This window comes from Pandoraea sputorum (assembly GCF_000814845.2).
Taxonomy (GTDB): Bacteria; Pseudomonadota; Gammaproteobacteria; order Burkholderiales; family Burkholderiaceae; genus Pandoraea; species Pandoraea sputorum.
The window spans coordinates 86,995-103,671 of sequence record NZ_CP010431.2 but is presented as its reverse complement, the minus strand read 5'-3'; the positions used below and the strand labels follow the sequence as shown (position 1 = coordinate 103,671).

Genomic DNA, 16,677 nt, shown 5'->3' with positions numbered 1-16,677 from the left:
AGTGAAGTGTAGAGCATGCGTAAATCGTCGTTGCGCCAACTTTTGTCGCGATTACGCCATCCCAGTGTCACGCAAATTGCGGTCAGAACGCCTGCTGAGGACGCCTCACAAGCCCACCGGAAGCAGGCTGCGCGCAGGATCGGCAAGCGCCCTTCACGCCCATCTGCCGGGCGTTGTGCGGGTTTATCGGGGGTCGGACACCGTCGGGGATTCGTGTAGAGTCAATTGACGAGTTGTGCCGTGCAGCACGCGTGCACCCAAAAAATGCACCGCAGCACACGTAGGGCCCCACTCTTTCCTTGGTTGGCAGCGAACATGATTCAACACTCCAGAGTCGTGCAGTGGCTGGTGACCGGACTTGTCGTGGCGGTCACGCTTGCCATCGTCCTTTTCCTGGGCTGGCTGCGCATTTATCACATGTCGCAGTCGATTCTTCAGGAAGAAGCGGCCCGTCAGCGCGACGCGATAGAGCGCATCATCACGCAGGCGGAAAGTACGCTGCGTGGTGCCACCCCGTGGGTCGGCCGCTCGTGCAGCGAAGTCAGCGTCTCCCTCCAGGCTGCGGGCACCCTCAGTCCCTACTTCCGTTCCATCTGGCTCGTCTCGCGTGGCCAGCTCTATTGCTCGTCGGTCATTCGTTCGGACTCGGCGCTCAACATGCCCCTGCCTGCGGATCTCGTGCCGATGCTGACCGGCACGCGCACGTTGCTCGTCAGCGGCACGCCTTACGTACGTGAAACGCCCGCGCTGGCGCTTTACGTACCGACCTCGGCCACGGACGGTGTGCTCGGGTTCGTCGACGGCATCTACCTCACGGAGACGCTGCACAGCGTCAAGAGCAGCGATCTGGCGTGGACGGCCATGACGGTGGGCAACGTTGCGCTGACCTCGGAAGGGCCGCGTCTGGAATCGGCAGGGGTTGCGACGCGCGGGGCGCAGATTACGCTCACGTCGGAACACTTCACGACGTCGCTGGCAGGCAGCCCCTCATTGATGCGTTCGCTCGCCGCAAGTCAGGCGCCGATCTTCCTGTCGTTTGGCGGCATCGTGGCGTTTTTGCTCGGCGTCCTGACCTTCCGCCATTTCGGGCCGGCGCAATTCATGAAGCGTCAGATCGCGCACGGCATCAAGCGCAACGAATTCAAGGTGTACTACCAGCCGGTCATGGAGCTGGCCACCGGCCGTTGCGCGGGAGCCGAAGCGCTGATGCGCTGGCACCATCCCGTGGCCGGACTGGTGCGCCCGGACGCCTTTATCCCCATTGCCGAAGACAACGGGCTCATCGTCGAACTGACGCGTTCGCTACTGCGCCAGATTCGCAACGACGTCGCCAAGGGTGCGCTGCCGCAGGGCTTTCACATCGGCATCAACCTCGCGGAACGGCATCTGCGCGACACCACCATCATTCACGACATCGAGCGGTATTACGGCACGCTGAACAACACGTACCCGATGGTCGCCGAGATCACCGAGCGCTACGTGATTCGCGACACGGCCGCCGCGCGCAACGTGATGGCCGAGTTGCAGCGGCGCGGCATCGAAACGGCGCTTGACGACTTCGGGGCCGAAAACAACTCCATCGGGTATCTAAAGCGATACGACTTCAACTATCTGAAGATCGACAAGGAATTCCTGCCCGTCACCGAAGACGATGTGGTCACGCGCAACATCTGCGATTCCATCATTCATCTGGCCGAGCGGCTGGATATGACGATCGTGGCGGAAGGCGTGGAAAACGAGATGCAGGCGAATTACCTGCGCGGGCGCAACGTCACTTATGCGCAGGGATATTTGTTCGCGCGGCCGATTGCGTTCGATGAGCTGGTGCAATACGCGATTGCGCATGCGGGCACGGGACTGACGGCCGTGAAGACCAGCGCACGCGCGCCCATAACGTCGCTGACGCCACGCAAGGCAGGGTGAACAGTCATGCAGAACAAAAACGCCGGACCCGTGAAGATGACGGCTGACGCCGGTCTTCACCAGCCAGGCGTTTCTGCCAGACGGCACCGCAACCGGTCAGAAGACCAACTGCGGCATGTTGCTGCGTGGCGCTGGTGCGGCCGCCGCGCGTGTGCTGTCCCGCATTTCGGCGCGCAACAACCACAATCGCTGCGCGACGAATCGTCTGAAGCGCATTTCACCCGCGGAGAAAGAGATTTGCATCTGATGTCGCTTGCCGTTGGGCAGCGTGCGAACCAGACGATAGTATCGAGCCCCGTCAACCGTTTCCTTGATATTCCTGACGCGCATCATTTCACCCCGTTTCTGTTGTGTCAGGTGAGTAGGCACTTCACTTCGGTAAACGTCGCATTCCCGGTCATCCCGCTCCAGACTTGTTGAAGACTTGAGTATTTCAGGTCTGAAGCAATACGAACCGGCTTTGGGGGGGCATGCGGCGAAATTCAATGTAGTGGAGAAACGTCCCCCATTCGTCCCCCAAATGGGCGTCCGAAGCGAGCTTCGTTGGTGCGCCGCAACAGTTCCCCGCCCAGCCCTCGTATCCGCTGGTTCGCCCACCCTCTACAATGCGGCCACCTGCTGTGTTTGATCGAAAAAATCATTATGGTTTCCGAACCTTCTTCAACGCCGGAAAATGTTTTGCGCAACGGATCGGGTGATGCCCTCCAGGTGAGCGGCTCGTTGTGGCTGCATCGTGGCAATTCGTCGCTTGGCGGCCAGGCACGCATTGCGCTGCTCGAACACATTGCGTCGCAAGGCTCGATCACGGCGGCCGCCAAGACGGCGGGCATGAGCTACAAGGCTGCGTGGGACGCCGTCGACGCCATGAACCAGCTCGCCGGTGAACCGCTCGTCGAGCGCAGCACCGGTGGACGTGGCGGTGGCGGCACGCGACTCACCGCTCGCGGTGCGAAGCTGGTCGCGGCATTTCGCGCGGTGGAGGCCGCCCAGCAGCAGTTTCTCGCACGCGTCGCGAACGATCTCGAACATTTCGACGAGCAGTGGCCGGTCATCTCGCGCCTCGGACTTCAGACCAGTGCGCGCAATCAGTTGCACGGAACGATCACGGCTATCAGACACTGCGGTGTGAACGACGAAGTGACGCTGACGCTGCCCGGCGGCGAAGCGATCACCGCGTCGCTCACCCATCACAGCACCCAAACGCTGGGGCTCGCCATCGGCGGCCAAGCGTTTGCGCTGATCAAAGCGCCGTGGATCGACGTTGCGCGCGGCGCGGATCTCGCGGGGTTGCCCACGGCGAACCGGTTATCCGGCACCGTGGACGCTATCACCGACGATTCGGGTCAGGCGGAAGTGATTCTGGCGCTGCCCGGCGGCAGTCGTCTCGCGGCCGTCATGCCGCAAGAAACGCTCAATGCACGCGGCCTCACGGCGGGCATCGGTGCGACGGCCGCATTCTCCGCCGCCAGTGTGATCATCGGCGTGATGGCGTGATGGCGTGACGATCTGACACCCAAACACAAAGGCCCGGCGCGTGCATCGACGCGCCGGGCCTTCTTCATTGTGCTGCGTCGTCCTTACATCGCAGGGGTTTCGCAAACCGGAGCAGGCGCACGACTCGCATCCCGGCGATCCAGACGCAGGCTCAGCAGCGCGACGCCCACGCCCACCAGCGGCACCAGCGCCGCCACCCAGGGCACCGCCGTCAGTCCGGGGCCATGCTCGATGACGAAGCCGCCGAGCCACGCGCCGATGGCGTTACCGAGATTAAACGCGGCGATGTTGAAGCTCGACGCGAGGCTCTCGCCTGCCCCCGAAGCCTTTTCCATCACCCACAGTTGCAGCGGCGCGACCGTCGCGAACGCTGTCGCACCGAGCAGTGCCACGAACACGATGGCGAGCCATTGCGAGTGCAGCGCGAACGTCATCAAGCCGAGCACGACCGAGAGCGACAGCAGGCTGCCCAGCACCGTGCGCACCACATGACGATCTGCAAGCTTGCCACCCAGCAGATTGCCGACGACCAGACCACCGCCGAAGATCAGCAGAATCGGTGAGACCGCACCTTCGGAGAAGCCTGTCACCGTCGTGAGCAACGGCGCGATGTATGTAAACACGCCGAACACCCCGACCCATCCCAGCACAGTGGTCAGCAACCCGAGCAGCACCGGGCGACGCGCCAACGCACGCAAATCCGCACGCCAGTCGCCAGCGTCTGCCGGGGCCGCGATTTTCGGCACGAACCGGGCGATCACCAGGAATGCGAGAGCACCGATGACCGTCACGGCCCAGAAGCTGGCGCGCCAGCCGAAGTGCTGCCCCAGCCACGTACCGAACGGCACGCCGAGAATGTTGGCGACCGTCAGGCCCATGAACATCACGGCAATCGCCGACGCACGGCGTTCGCGCGGCACGAGGCCCGTCGCCACGACCGAGCCAACGCCGAAGAACGTGCCGTGCGCGAACGACGTCAGCACACGCGCCGCCATCAGCGCACCATAGCTCGGTGCAAGTGCACAGGCGGCGTTGCCGATAGTGAAGATGGCCATGAGCACCAGCAGCACGGTCTTGCGCGGCCAGCGGGCGGTGGCGGTCGTCATGATCGGCGCGCCGACGACGACACCCAGCGCGTAGCCGGAAATCAAGAGGCCAGCGGCCGCAATCGACACGCCGAAATCGGCGCCGACGTTGAGCAGCAAGCCCATGATCACGAACTCCGTCACGCCAATGCCAAAGGCACCGGCGGTCAGGGCATAGAGGGCGATAGGCACGGAAAACTCCTGTCTTGAAGACTGAATATCGGGGCGGGTTCCGCCATCGAGTCGATAGACCGAATGCCCCGGCCATCCGACGCGCGTGAACCAATGTGCGGAATATAGACGTCCCTTCATTGATGAAATAGACTGCGCGAAGGAAAATCATTTGTGACTTCAAGTCACAAGATCGCGCGAAAATCATCACCTCAAGAGTCGAGGACACCTCCGATGGGCCGACAGGACGTCAACCGCTCAGGCGACATGGAAGTTTTTACGCGGGTGGTCGAGTTGGGCGGCTTCTCGGCAGCGGCGCGCGCGTTGCACATGACACCGTCGGCCGTGAGCAAGCTCGTCGCGCGGCTCGAAGGGCGGCTGGGCGCACGACTCTTCAATCGCTCCACGCGCCGCTTGCAACTTACCCCCGAAGGCACCGCGTTTCACGAGCGGGCGTTGCGGGTGCTGGCCGAGATCGACGCCGCTGAGCGCGAAGCGGCGGCGGGCGCGGTGCCGCGCGGCTTGCTGCGGGTGAATTCGAGTGTGCCCATCGGCACGCTGTATCTGCTGCCGGTCCTCCCGGCATTCCTCGCGAAGTATCCCGAGATCCGGCTCGACCTGACGCTCACCGACACGGTCGTCGACTTGCTGTCGCAACGTGCGGATGTGGCCGTGCGCGCGGGTCCGTTGCGCGACTCACGATTGGTGGCGCGCAAGCTCGGCGAGAGTCGCGTGCACGTGGTGGCGTCGCCCGACTATCTGGCGCGCAACGCAGCGCTGCAAACGCCAGCCGACCTGATCCGTCACAACGTCATGGCGTTCAATTTCGAGCGTCAGATTCAGGGGCTGCCGTTCCGCGATGGTGCGGGTGGCGTCACGTTGTACCCGCCTGCTGGCAACGTGCTGGTCAGCGACGGCGAGACCATGCGCAAACTCGCACTCGAAGGGCTGGGACTCGCGCGTCACTCGCGATATCACGTCGACGCCGATCTGCGCGACGGCCGTCTCGTCACCGTGCTCGAAGACTACAACCCCGGCGATCTGGAGCCGGTGCACGCCGTTTATGTGGGACAGGGCGGCCACTTGCCCGCCCGCGTCCGTGCGTTTCTAGACTTCCTGGTGGAGAACGTGCACCTGCCGTGTTGATGCCATTGTGGCGACGTGCACTTACGTTCTCTTCACCTCGTCTTCATGCCGTCTTCACTTCGCGATGCGACCAGACGAACAATGGCCATGCGAGTGCAGCGCAGATCAGGCCCCCAGCCCAGACCAGCCCCCATCCGCCCAGCGAGAGCAGCAGCGGGATCGCCAGCGGCGTGAGGAACATCGTCAGGAAGACACCGGTGTTACCGATGCCCAGCGCCGTGCCCGCGCGGGACGCCCCGGCAAGCGTGGCCAGTTCCGTGAAGGCTACGCCATGCCATGCAGAGGCGACCACACCGCCCACGATCAGCAACACGATCATCACCGGCGTGCCGTGCGCGAGCCACTCGGGATGTAACGAAAGTAATCCCACCAGCGCGCCCAGCATCGCGAACACCACGCCGACCACCAACGTGCAAGCGCGTAAATATGCGGGACGATTGCGGCGCTTGTCGGTGAAGCGTCCGCTCCACACACGGGTGATTGCGGCGCCCGTCTGCACAACCCCCAGCGTCAGCGAAATCGTCAGCACGCTCACATGCGCGAAGTCGTGCAGAAAAACCGTGCCGAAGGTAAGCACCGCGATTTGCGGCATGGCGAGCACGGCCATGCCGAGTGCGGTGCTGAGCAAACGGGCGTCACGCAACGGCGTATAGGCGGCAGCAGGACGCCCACCGGCGCTAGCCGTTGCCGGGCGCGCCGCGCCATGAAGCTCGTCCGGCGGTTCGAGCAACCACAGCCATGCCATGCCCGCTGCGGCCACGCACGCCACTGCCAGGCCGATGAAGACCCCGCTGAAGCCAAAGTGAACCGCCGTTCCCGGCAGCAGCAGTGCGCCGATCCCGCCGCCCATCGGCACCGCGCATTGCCGCACGCTCATCGCAAGACCGCGCTCGCTGTCGTGAAACCATCGCATCACGGCGCGTCCGCTCGAGCCGTTCACGCTGCCGCCCAGCACGCCGATGGCCAGCATCCCGGTCGCGAGCATTGGCATCGACGGGACGAAGTGCGTCGTCGGCACCCCCCACAGGCCGAGGCCGAGCAGCGCCGCCGCCGTCACCAGCAACCCGACGAGCAACACCCGCCGGTCGCCCCATCGATCCGTGAGCATGCCCCACGGCAATTCCGAGACGGCAATGCCCAGACCGATCATGCCGAGCACCAGGCCGAGGTCGCCGTTCGCCAGTGCGTAGGCACTGCGCATCTGCACGGCCGTGGCGGGAATACCGCCCATCGCCGCTGCGAAGCTGGCATTGGCCGCCACGCCAACGCCCAGCACCTTCCAGCGATGGTTCCGACTGAGTTGTGGGACGGCGACGTCCGGGGCACGCGGCACAGCAGTGGCCGGAAGACGATTCGCCGCAGCAGAGGCAGAGCAAAGACGTTCGTTCATGAGTGACACGGCGCGCGGGCGGTCAACACGCGGCTCCGAAGAAAGGGAAAGGGGGAACGGGGCATCCCGGGTCGCGCTTGCGCGTAAATCCGGATGCCATGCTCCGCATCCTACGGAGGTACAATCCATCGGAAAAGCGGGAAAACTCGATGACGTATATCGTGTTTTCCGGATTAACGCCGATGGCCTGGCGGCGCGCCGTCCGGTCCTCGTTTGCCAGGTGTTCGTCCCACGAATTGCCGCTCTACCGAGTACCGCCATGAATGCCCGTGCCCTCGATCTGACCCAGCTACGTACGTTTATCGCCATTCACGATGCCGGCAGCATTTCGGCCGCCGCCGAACAGATCTTCCTGTCGCAATCGACCGTTAGCGAGCAACTGAAGAAGCTCGAAGAGCGGGCCGGACAGCCGCTGCTCGTGCGCTCGCGTAAGGGCATGCGCGCCACGCCTGCGGGCACGCGGCTGCTCGCTTATGCGCGTCAGATCGCGGCCCTGTCGGAAGCCGCATTCGAAGACCTTCAGGGGGTGTTGCTCGACGGTGAGCTGCGCATCGCGATCACGGACTACTACCGTCCGCACGACGTCGCCCGCGTTCTCAAGCGGTTCACGAGCCTCTATCCGCGTCTGCGCCTGCACGTAAGCGCCATGCAGAGTTCGCAGATTGAGCGCTCGGCCATGACGGGCGAGCATTTCGACGTAGGGCTGGCGTTACGGCTGATGAACGAGGATGTGGCCGACGGCACCGCGACCAACGATGACCTCGGCGGGGCGTCGGCCACGCTGGTGCGTCGCGAGCGGCTCGTGTGGGCGATGGCAGCGACGCAGACAGCCCCTGTCGACACGCCGCTGCCGCTTGTGACACTCCCCCGTACGTGCGCGTTACAGACGCTTGTCGCGAGCGTGCTGGAACGGCACAAGGTGGCGTACCGCGTATCGCATTCGGCGGCGGGGGTCGCGGGCATGCAGTTGGCATTGGCCGCAGGGCTCGGGGTGTCCTGCCTGAATGAGTCAGCGCTTACGCCCGAGCTGATCGTCTGCCCGCCATCGCTTGGGCTGCCGACACTGCCGCGCGCCGAATTCCATCTGCTGCCGGGGCGTGCCGATGAAACCGACCTGATCCGGCATGCGCGCAATGCGCTGCTGCGGCTGTTCGCGTGATACCTTTGCCGCTGATCTCGTTATTGCCCGCAATTTGCGGTTGCCGTCATGCCGGAAGCCACGCCCAATCAACCGATTCGTCTGAATTTCAACACCCGCCGCGCATTGCTGTTCGCGCTCACGGCCGAGCGTCTGTCGGCGTTTTACGAGCATGGGCAATGGATGACGGACAAGCAGGGCGCGACGCTCGCGCAGATGTGGCTATCGCGTTCCAAGTTGCAATTGCCACTCGATGAGCGCCGTTTGTTGTCATCGTTGAGCGACGATTTCGCCCGCGAGCTGGCGGGCACGCTCTCACGCGAAGCCGGGCTGTACACGGCGCATGAAATGACGGAATCGCTCGACGCGGACTACGCGTACGCGTCGGTGGTAGCGCAGGATTTGCTGGAAGATTGCACGCGACGCCTCGTTGAAGCGGGCATCACGGAATAAGGCCGATTGCCCACGAAAGCGCCGCCATCTGCGCGCAGAATCGCCTGAACGTTTGTCAGGTCTTGATACCGCGCTCTTGCACGAGCACCCACGGCGCGACGACGACGGCCCACAGTTCGGGCGTACGTGCGGCGAAATCGGCGGCCGTGTCGGCTTGCATGCGTTGCACCATGCCGGACGTCAGCCATTGCGTGACGGTGGATTTGTCGTCGTTGGCGACGGCTTCGGCGACGGAGACGAGGTCGACCCCGGGCGTGACGAAGAGCAGAACGCCGCGCGCGAAGAACGACTCCAGATCCTTCCAGTCGATCTTGGCGGTTTCGCCGAGCAGGCGCAGATAGACCTCGCTGGGCCGCGTGGACGCATCGGAGGGCGTGGCGGGGTTTGCGTCGGCGGAATCGGTGGGCTTGGCGGGGTTCATTACAGCGGCCGGTGAAGAAAACCCGCATTGTAATGCGCCCCGGCAAGCGCGACGGTGGTAGCATCGGAACCCCGCGTGCGGGCCGGTGTCGCACTCACATGGCACGGCTGCCGCGAGGTGGCTAACGTTTTACCGAGGACCCCGCATGCCCAAACAAAAAACCGACCCCAAGCTTGAACAGGCCCTGACGCGCGGCGACCTCGCCATGCGCCAGATCAACTCCGCCCGTGCAACCGCGCTGCTGCGCTCGCTTGGCGAGATGATCGTGGCGGCGTCGGCGACGATCGGCGTCGAGGCAACGGTGGATGTGCCGAACGGCGACAAGGTCTACGATCCGGAAGATGGCGTCTGGCCGCAGGCACTCGTGGTGTCGTTCGACGGCCCCATCGAAGAAATGGACGAAGAAGAACTGCGTACCGTGCAACTGATCGCCGACAAGCATCCCGAGACGTTCGTGGCGGTGTGGCACCGTGCGGACGGCAAGATCGGCCGTCAGGAAGCGCGCCCGCTCGCGATGGTCGCGTTCCTGACGGACGTCGAAGTGCCCTGGCTCGACGACGACGCCTGATCGCACGACACCGCTGACGTCCACCTGACGCGGGGCGGCACGAATGCCACACCTCGCGTCAGCGACGCACGCCTGAAAACCGCCGCCCGAGGGTCACGCCCGGGCGGCGGTTTTCGTTTGCTGCCAGACGGCTGTCAGGAGTCCGATGGCGATGCATGCCGCACCGACCGCGCCCGCGTAGGTGAGTCCGTCCCCGACGAGAAAAAAGCCGAACGCGGTGGCGAACAGCGGATCGCTTGTCTCGATGATCTGCACTTTGCTGGCTTGCCCGCGCTCCACCGCACGCGTCGTGAAGTAAAAGCCGCCGATCGTCGGCAATAGGACGAGCGCACCGAGTGTCACCCACTGCATGCCATCGGGCACCGTAAAGCCCTCCTGAATTAGCGGCAGAAGTAGAAACGCGCTCCCAAACCCGAATAGCCACACCAATTGCGGCAGGCCCGCACCAGCACGAAACCATTTCGAAAAGAAGATGAACAGGGCGTAGCCGCAGCCACCGGCCAGTGCCAGTCCGATACCGGACGCCGTACCACTGACATCACTCTCTGAAAAGCTCATGACGCCCACGCCAGCGACAATCGCTGCGAACGCAACGAGCTTTCGACGGGTGAGTCGCTCGCCCAGATAGCGTCCGGCAAGCACGACGGTTGCGCCGCCAGCGGCATAGGTCAGGAAGGAGACGAGCGGAATCGACGCCTGGGAAAACGCTTTCGTCTCGAAGAAGTAAAGACAAAAGATCCCGAGAAACGCGAGGCATGCGAAGTGTGGCCAGCGCGGCGCGAGCCTGACGATATGCGTGCGATGTTCAGTTCGGCAAACACAATAGGCCGACACCAGCACGAACGCGCCGAAGCACTTCCAGAAAGCCACCGACGTCGAGGTCGCCCCCTGATCGAACGCCGTTCGCGTGAGTACGCCTATCGTCCCGTTGAGAATGGCGGCCGTCAGCGCGAAGACCTCGCAACCGAAGCCCTTTGCGTCTGTGGCGAGCCACTTTGTAGACAGATTTTTGAGTCCTTCCATCAGAGGAATGCCTGGCAGCATCGGAAAATGTGTGGGGATTCTGCCAGCAGGACAGCGCCTCACTACCGAAACTTGGCGCAAGAACTCAGATTTTCGGAATTTACGGATGCTCCGGCATCCCGGAGTCATCCGTCAGACACAGCGACACGCCACGACAACTCAAATCGATGCCAACGCGAACGTGCTGCCTGTCGGGATCTTGTCGATGGCGCCGCCTTGCCTGAAATGCAGGGCGTCGAACTCGCCGAGCACCGTGGCGCTATCGCCGTGCACATGTAACGCCACGCCCTCGGGAATCGCGACGACACCTTCGTCCGGATTGATCGCCAGATACTCCGCCAGACGCTCCTCGCGCGACTCGCCGTTATGTCCCGAAGGCTTGCCGCTGATGAAGTGCGGGTTCACCTGAAACGGCACCACGCCCAGCGCCTTGAGCGTCGGCGGCTCCACGATCGGCATGTCGTTCGTCGTGCGGATGGTCGGGCACACCACGTTCGCACCAGCGCTCCACCCCACATACGGCATGCCCGCATTCAGGCGCTCGCGCAGCAGCCCCACAATGCCCGCGTTGTACATCCGGTCGAGCAACACGAACGTATTGCCACCGCCGACGACCACCGCTTCCGCCTGCTCCACCGCCGCCCGCGCATCCTTGTGATGATGGATCGACGTCAGCTCGTAACCGAATCGCTCGAACGACGGCTTCACGCGCGATTCGTACTCGTCGAAACTGAACGTGATGCCGCCCGCGTACGGCACGAACAGCACCCGCTTCGCGCGACCTTTGAGCACCGCATGCACCTGATCCTCGGCATGTTCCAGATAGCCCGACGCACCCTTGCGCGAGCTGCTCATCATCAAGATCTGTTTCACGACTTCATGCCTCCTGGGCAGATGGTCTTTTTGGGGGAAATATCGAGTGTACCCGTCGCACGAACAATCAAATTCATATCGAAAGGAAACGCTACGCCGCATTCTCGGCGTCACCCCTTCATTTCTCATAAAGTGAAACGCCATACCGAATGCTGCAACTGCACACGAAAAATCGGGCATCGGCGGCAAAGCCTTATGGCGCCGATGTCATACGCAAACCCTTATCCCACCTATAAGCCGGGCGGGTGCAAGCACGCGAAATACCGGGTTTCCGAGTGACCTGAGAAGGATTACACTCAGACTCTTATATAAGACTGACCCCGATTGCCCCATAACGTCTGTTCTCCTGACGATGTGACCGTCGCGAAAAGCGTCGGCGCACCGGCAAGCGGCCGGACGGAGTCGCGTCAACCTGGTTTTCAAACTCGAGTACAGCATCATGACTTCCACTTCCAAGCGTGGCGGCCTGACGGTCGCAGACAATCTGATCGCGTTCATCGAAAAGGAAGCCCTGCCGGGCACCGGTGTCGATGTCGACGCGTTCTGGAAAGGCTTCGACGCCATCGTCCATGACCTCGCCCCGAAGAACCGCGCACTGCTCGCCGAGCGCGACCGCCTGCAAGGCGAACTCGACGGCTGGCACCGCGCCAACCCTGGCCCGATTGCCGACGCTGCCGCCTACCGCGCCTTCCTCGAAAAGATCGGCTACCTGCTGCCCGCCCCGGCAAGCGTGAAGGCCACGACGGCCGAAGTCGACTACGAAATCGCCGAACAGGCAGGCCCGCAGCTCGTGGTGCCGCTGTCCAACGCCCGCTACGCCCTGAATGCCGCCAACGCGCGCTGGGGCAGCTTGTACGACGCGCTGTACGGCACCGACGCCATTCCCGAGACCGGCGGCGCCGAGAAGGGCACCGGCTACAACCCGAAGCGCGGCGAACTCGTGATCGCCTTCGCACGTGGTTTCCTCGATCAGGCCGCTCCGCTGGCCGAAGGCTCGCATAAGGACGCCACCGGCTACGCGGTCGAGAACGGCAAGCTCGTCGTGACGACCAAGAGCGGCAAGACGACGCTGGCCACGCCCGCGCTGTTCGCCGGTCATCAGGGCGACGCTGCGAAGCCGACCGCCGTACTGATCAAGCACAACGGCCTGCACTTCGAAATCCAGTTCGACGCGAATCACCCGATCGGTAAGACCGACGCCGCCCATATCAAGGACGTGCTCGTCGAAGCTGCCGTGACGACCATCATCGACTGCGAAGACTCAGTGGCCGCCGTGGACGCCGACGACAAGGTCGACCTCTATCGCAACTGGCTCGGCCTGATGCAAGGCACGCTGACGGAAGAAGTCGCCAAGGGCGGCAAGACCTTCACGCGTCGGCTGAACGCCGACCGCGAGTACACCGGTGCCGACGGCAAGGCGCTCAAGCTGCATGGCCGCTCGCTGCTGTTCATCCGCAACGTCGGCCATCTGATGACGAACCCTGCCATCACCGACCGCGAAGGCCACGAGATTCCGGAAGGCATTCTCGACGGCGTGGTGACCGTGCTCGCCTCGCTGCACGATCGCAAGCATCGCCTGAACTCGCGCACCGGCTCGATCTACATCGTCAAGCCGAAGATGCACGGCCCGGCTGAAGTCGCCTTCGCCGACGAACTGTTCGGTCGCGTCGAAGACCTGTACAGCCTGCCGCGCAACACGCTCAAGATGGGCATCATGGACGAAGAGCGCCGCACCAGCGTGAACCTCTCGGCCTGTATCGCAGCGGCTGCCGCGCGTGTGGCGTTCATCAACACGGGTTTCCTCGATCGCACGGGCGACGAAATGCACACCGCGATGGAAGCCGGTCCGATGATGCGCAAGGGGGACATGAAGTCGTCGGCCTGGATCACCGCGTACGAGAAGAGCAACGTGCTGGTCGGTCTGGCTGCGGGCTTGCGCGGTCGCGCACAGATCGGCAAGGGCATGTGGGCCATGCCGGACCTGATGCACGCGATGCTCGAACAGAAGATCGCGCATCCGAAGGCCGGGGCGAACACCGCCTGGGTGCCATCGCCGACCGCCGCAACGCTGCACGCGCTGCACTACCACGTGGTCGACGTGCAAGCCGTTCAGCAGGAACTCGAAAAGATCGACTATGCGAAGGAGCGCGACGCGCTGCTCGCCGGTCTGCTGACGGTGCCGGTCGTGGCCAAGGCCGAGTGGAGCGCTGAGGAAATCCGCAAGGAAATCGAGAACAACGCGCAGGGCATTCTCGGTTACGTCGTTCGCTGGATCGATCAGGGCGTGGGCTGCTCGAAGGTGCCGGACATCAACGACATCGGTCTGATGGAAGACCGCGCGACGCTGCGTATTTCGAGCCAGCATCTGGCGAACTGGATGCGTCACGGCGTAATCACGCGCGAACAGGTCGAAGAGACCATGAAGCGCATGGCTGCCGTCGTCGACAAGCAGAACGCCGGTGACAAGCAATACGTGCCGATGGCGGGCAACTTCGACAACTCGCTGGCGTTCAAGGCCGCAAGCGCGCTGGTGTTCGAAGGGCTGACGCAACCGAACGGCTACACCGAGCCGCTGCTGCATAAGTACCGTCTGGAGTTGAAGGCGAAGCAGCGCGGTTGATGAACGAAGCCGATCCCGCCTTGCAGCAAGGCAGGATCGGCGCATGGAACACGACGCCCGGCGGCTCCGCACCGCCGGGCGTTTTTTATCGACCCTCAATCAGCTCGAACCCCTGCTGCTGCATGGAGTTGATCGTTGTCTCGTACCATCTGCGTTCGTCAGCGTCTGCCGGCACGTGATCTTTGAATACCTTGACCCCATACCCGGCGTTCTTGACCTGATCGGCCAGAATGGCGACCCCCGGTTCCGCACCGAAACACAACATGCTGCCTCCGGAACCTGCGGGGCGATTGGCAATCTCCAGCGCGTATAGAAAGAGGTCCTTGCCCGACTCGGGCATGACGAGCTTGCGGGCGTATTTGTCGCGGCTCCATTCGCCGTCCCTCGTGTCGACGACAAAGGTGTGGTCGCACGGTGAGTTGAACTCATCGTCTTCCGCAACGATACATCCCGTGCTCATCCCGAGACTTCTGGCGATGCCGTAGACCTCACCGATATTCTCGGTAGTGCCCCGGCTGACAACGACGATCTGCCGCCCGAACTGGTGATCTCGCTGCGCCTCCAACTCCCGTCGCATCGACTGCCTCAACCCTTGAATATCGGCGTACGACGTCCAATGAAAGCCCTGAACCACAATGAGATGCGTGCTGCAGAGCATGCGAATGAATTCTCGTTCGTAATCCGCGTCGGTTCTCCGACTCGCTGGTGCCGACGCTGACAACGTCACAGGCGACGATACCGATTGCTGACTGATGGGATTCATAGGACGACTCCTTTGAAGCGTTACGAGGACATCCAGGAGGGCCCCTGACACGAGAGGTGTCGGTTGACGAGACCGCCCGGTGCGCGAAGGCTTCGGACAAGAACGATCACGGTCATCGCGCAGGCCCAGTGTGGGCGTGTCCGTATCGCAGGGCCTTTCGATAATGGCTCCGCGCCAGAACCGTATTTACCCAATTCGCGGGGACCAAAACGATCGGCGTTCGATGGTCGGTGAGCCGGACGAATCTCTTCGGGACTTATCACTGAGCGCCTGACACGGTACCCTGTGAGGTGTCGTCGCTTTCTGAGGAGCCGGTAGCACATGGATGTCATCGATCCCGCCGTTGCCCTGCAACGCGCCGAACGGCGTGCGCTGTCATTCCTTCTCGTCGCGCTGGCGATTTTCATCGCCACGCTCTTCATGCCGGTGCATTTCCTCACCGGCTGGATTCGTGCGGCGGCCGAAGCGGCGATGGTCGGTGGGCTGGCAGACTGGTTTGCCGTCGAAGCGCTGTTCCGACGCATTCCGATCCCCGGCCTCTCGCGGCACACGAACATCCTCATCCGCAAGAAAGACGCCCTCGGCGATGGCCTCGCCCGTTTCGTGCGCGAGAAGTTTCTCGATACGCCCTCGGTAGTGCGGCTCATCGAGCAGCAGAATCCGGCAGACGCTCTCACACGCTGGCTCGGGTCATACGAGAACACGCGTCAGTTGAGCGCCGTGCTGGTGAAGGTGACGAGCGGTGTGCTCGACGTGATGGACGAGCGCAATGTCCAGGCCTTCATCCGACGCGCGCTCGACACGATGATCGACCGGCTCGATCTGTCGCAATCGGCCGCAGCGATTCTCGACACACTCACGCGCGATGGACGTCATCAGGCATTGCTCGACGAGACGCTCGACTACCTCGTCGAGTTACTCAACGAACCGCAGACGCGCGAATTCATCTCGGCGCGCATCGTCGAGTGGCTCAAGGCCGATCATCCGAAGAAGGAAAAGGTGTTGCCATCGGAATGGATCGGAAACAAGGGGTCCGACATGATCTCGGCGGCGGTGACACGCTTGCTCGCGCAGATGGAGGCCGACGAGTCACATCAATTGCGTCAGGCGTTCGACCGGGCGGTCGCGGGGCTGATCGCGCGTCTGAAACACGACGTCGAGTTTCAGGCGAAGCTCGACGGCTTCAAGACGCAGTTGAAGGGCGACACCGCACTGAATGCATACGTCGGTGGCCTGTGGAACGAATGGCGCAGTTGGGTGAAGCAGGATCTTGCGAAGGATGACTCGGTGATCGGCGCGAAGATCACCGGCGCTGCCGCTTGGATCGGGCAGGAACTCGCGCGCAGTGAGTCATTGCGAAAGGCGCTCGACGCGCAACTCAGAGATGCAGCCGAGCGCATGGCCCCGGGCTTTGCCGATTTTGTGACGGACCACATCCGCGCGACAGTGCATGGCTGGAACGCGGAACATCTGTCACGACAGATTCGACTCAGCGTGGGGCAAGACCTGCAATACATCCGCATCAACGGCACACTCGTGGGCGGGTTGATCGGCGCCGTGCTGTATTTGGTGGCGCAGGCGCCGGTATTGTTGAGTCATCGACCATAGC

General features: G+C 63.1%; 15 protein-coding genes. 9 read left to right on the top strand and 6 right to left on the bottom strand.

Going from position 1 to position 16,677, the window contains the following annotated elements:
- The first annotated feature begins 315 nt into the window (after window positions 1–315).
- The 3 genes from NA29_RS00440 to NA29_RS00435 all read left to right on the top strand — a co-directional run bounded on the left by NA29_RS00440 (window position 316) and on the right by NA29_RS00435 (window position 3,417).
- Window positions 316–1,923 (top strand): EAL domain-containing protein, encoded by a 1,608-nt coding sequence (locus NA29_RS00440; RefSeq protein WP_167370881.1) that lies wholly within the window; start codon window positions 316–318, stop codon window positions 1,921–1,923.
- Window positions 1,924–1,929: 6 nt separating this feature from the next.
- Window positions 1,930–2,343 carry a hypothetical protein gene (locus NA29_RS25610; RefSeq protein ID WP_150660848.1) on the top strand — a complete coding sequence of 138 codons (414 nt, stop codon included), beginning with the start codon at window positions 1,930–1,932 and terminating at the stop codon, window positions 2,341–2,343.
- A gap of 222 nt (window positions 2,344–2,565) precedes the next feature.
- Complete coding sequence (locus tag NA29_RS00435; RefSeq protein ID WP_039394484.1) at window positions 2,566–3,417, top strand: TOBE domain-containing protein; 852 nt, start codon at window positions 2,566–2,568, stop codon at window positions 3,415–3,417.
- A gap of 83 nt (window positions 3,418–3,500) precedes the next feature.
- Here the strand turns inward: NA29_RS00435 and NA29_RS00430 are convergent, their stop codons facing one another.
- Window positions 3,501–4,694 carry an MFS transporter gene (locus tag NA29_RS00430; RefSeq protein WP_039394481.1) on the bottom strand — a complete coding sequence of 398 codons (1,194 nt, stop codon included), beginning with the start codon at window positions 4,692–4,694 and terminating at the stop codon, window positions 3,501–3,503.
- Between the two features lie 213 nt (window positions 4,695–4,907).
- Between NA29_RS00430 and NA29_RS00425 the strand changes: the two genes are divergently transcribed.
- Window positions 4,908–5,819 (top strand): LysR family transcriptional regulator, encoded by a 912-nt coding sequence (locus NA29_RS00425; protein WP_039394478.1) that lies wholly within the window; start codon window positions 4,908–4,910, stop codon window positions 5,817–5,819.
- Between the two features lie 43 nt (window positions 5,820–5,862).
- Here NA29_RS00425 and NA29_RS00420 read toward each other — a convergent pair whose 3' ends face one another.
- On the bottom strand, window positions 5,863–7,209 hold the full coding sequence (locus NA29_RS00420) for an MFS transporter (protein ID WP_084103318.1): 1,347 nt from the start codon (window positions 7,207–7,209) through the stop codon (window positions 5,863–5,865).
- A 259-nt stretch (window positions 7,210–7,468) separates the two neighbouring features.
- On the opposite strand from NA29_RS00420, the gene NA29_RS00415 reads away from it, so the two are divergent.
- Both NA29_RS00415 and NA29_RS00410 read left to right on the top strand, forming a co-directional pair.
- Window positions 7,469–8,368, top strand: a complete 900-nt coding sequence (locus tag NA29_RS00415; RefSeq protein WP_039394473.1) for a LysR family transcriptional regulator — start codon at window positions 7,469–7,471, stop codon at window positions 8,366–8,368.
- Between the two features lie 48 nt (window positions 8,369–8,416).
- The gene (locus NA29_RS00410) at window positions 8,417–8,800 is read left to right on the top strand and encodes a hypothetical protein (protein ID WP_039394469.1); all 384 of its coding nucleotides are present in this window, start codon (window positions 8,417–8,419) and stop codon (window positions 8,798–8,800) included.
- Window positions 8,801–8,855: 55 nt separating this feature from the next.
- Here the strand turns inward: NA29_RS00410 and NA29_RS00405 are convergent, their stop codons facing one another.
- On the bottom strand, window positions 8,856–9,221 hold the full coding sequence (locus NA29_RS00405) for a DUF2288 domain-containing protein (protein WP_039394466.1): 366 nt from the start codon (window positions 9,219–9,221) through the stop codon (window positions 8,856–8,858).
- Window positions 9,222–9,366: 145 nt separating this feature from the next.
- Here NA29_RS00405 and NA29_RS00400 point away from each other — a divergent pair, with 145 nt between their 5' ends.
- Window positions 9,367–9,789 (top strand): hypothetical protein, encoded by a 423-nt coding sequence (locus tag NA29_RS00400; protein ID WP_039394462.1) that lies wholly within the window; start codon window positions 9,367–9,369, stop codon window positions 9,787–9,789.
- Window positions 9,790–9,882: 93 nt separating this feature from the next.
- Here the strand turns inward: NA29_RS00400 and NA29_RS00395 are convergent, their stop codons facing one another.
- Complete coding sequence (locus NA29_RS00395) at window positions 9,883–10,812, bottom strand: DMT family transporter (RefSeq protein WP_084103316.1); 930 nt, start codon at window positions 10,810–10,812, stop codon at window positions 9,883–9,885.
- Window positions 10,813–10,971: 159 nt separating this feature from the next.
- Window positions 10,972–11,685, bottom strand: a complete 714-nt coding sequence (gene pepE / locus NA29_RS00390; protein WP_039394458.1) for a dipeptidase PepE — start codon at window positions 11,683–11,685, stop codon at window positions 10,972–10,974.
- 439 nt (window positions 11,686–12,124) lie between these two features.
- Between pepE and NA29_RS00385 the strand changes: the two genes are divergently transcribed.
- Entirely contained in the window at window positions 12,125–14,305 is a 2,181-nt protein-coding gene (locus NA29_RS00385; protein ID WP_039394455.1) for a malate synthase G, read from the top strand.
- Between the two features lie 85 nt (window positions 14,306–14,390).
- Here NA29_RS00385 and NA29_RS00380 read toward each other — a convergent pair whose 3' ends face one another.
- Complete coding sequence (locus tag NA29_RS00380; RefSeq protein WP_157127328.1) at window positions 14,391–15,068, bottom strand: hypothetical protein; 678 nt, start codon at window positions 15,066–15,068, stop codon at window positions 14,391–14,393.
- A 321-nt stretch (window positions 15,069–15,389) separates the two neighbouring features.
- Between NA29_RS00380 and NA29_RS00375 the strand changes: the two genes are divergently transcribed.
- The gene (locus tag NA29_RS00375; RefSeq protein ID WP_039394451.1) at window positions 15,390–16,676 is read left to right on the top strand and encodes a DUF445 domain-containing protein; all 1,287 of its coding nucleotides are present in this window, start codon (window positions 15,390–15,392) and stop codon (window positions 16,674–16,676) included.
- The last annotated feature ends 1 nt before the right edge of the window (window position 16,677 follow it).

Coding starts and splice junctions, on each gene's coding strand:
- NA29_RS00405 (WP_039394466.1), bottom strand. CDS start 9,221: ATGAACCCCGCCAAGCCCACCGATTCCGCCGACGCAAACCCCGCCACG.
- NA29_RS25610 (WP_150660848.1), top strand. CDS start 1,930: ATGCAGAACAAAAACGCCGGACCCGTGAAGATGACGGCTGACGCCGGT.
- NA29_RS00380 (WP_157127328.1), bottom strand. CDS start 15,068: ATGAATCCCATCAGTCAGCAATCGGTATCGTCGCCTGTGACGTTGTCA.
- NA29_RS00435 (WP_039394484.1), top strand. CDS start 2,566: ATGGTTTCCGAACCTTCTTCAACGCCGGAAAATGTTTTGCGCAACGGA.
- NA29_RS00410 (WP_039394469.1), top strand. CDS start 8,417: ATGCCGGAAGCCACGCCCAATCAACCGATTCGTCTGAATTTCAACACC.
- NA29_RS00420 (WP_084103318.1), bottom strand. CDS start 7,209: ATGAACGAACGTCTTTGCTCTGCCTCTGCTGCGGCGAATCGTCTTCCG.
- NA29_RS00395 (WP_084103316.1), bottom strand. CDS start 10,812: ATGGAAGGACTCAAAAATCTGTCTACAAAGTGGCTCGCCACAGACGCA.
- NA29_RS00375 (WP_039394451.1), top strand. CDS start 15,390: ATGGATGTCATCGATCCCGCCGTTGCCCTGCAACGCGCCGAACGGCGT.
- NA29_RS00400 (WP_039394462.1), top strand. CDS start 9,367: ATGCCCAAACAAAAAACCGACCCCAAGCTTGAACAGGCCCTGACGCGC.
- NA29_RS00385 (WP_039394455.1), top strand. CDS start 12,125: ATGACTTCCACTTCCAAGCGTGGCGGCCTGACGGTCGCAGACAATCTG.
- NA29_RS00415 (WP_039394473.1), top strand. CDS start 7,469: ATGAATGCCCGTGCCCTCGATCTGACCCAGCTACGTACGTTTATCGCC.
- NA29_RS00440 (WP_167370881.1), top strand. CDS start 316: ATGATTCAACACTCCAGAGTCGTGCAGTGGCTGGTGACCGGACTTGTC.
- NA29_RS00425 (WP_039394478.1), top strand. CDS start 4,908: ATGGGCCGACAGGACGTCAACCGCTCAGGCGACATGGAAGTTTTTACG.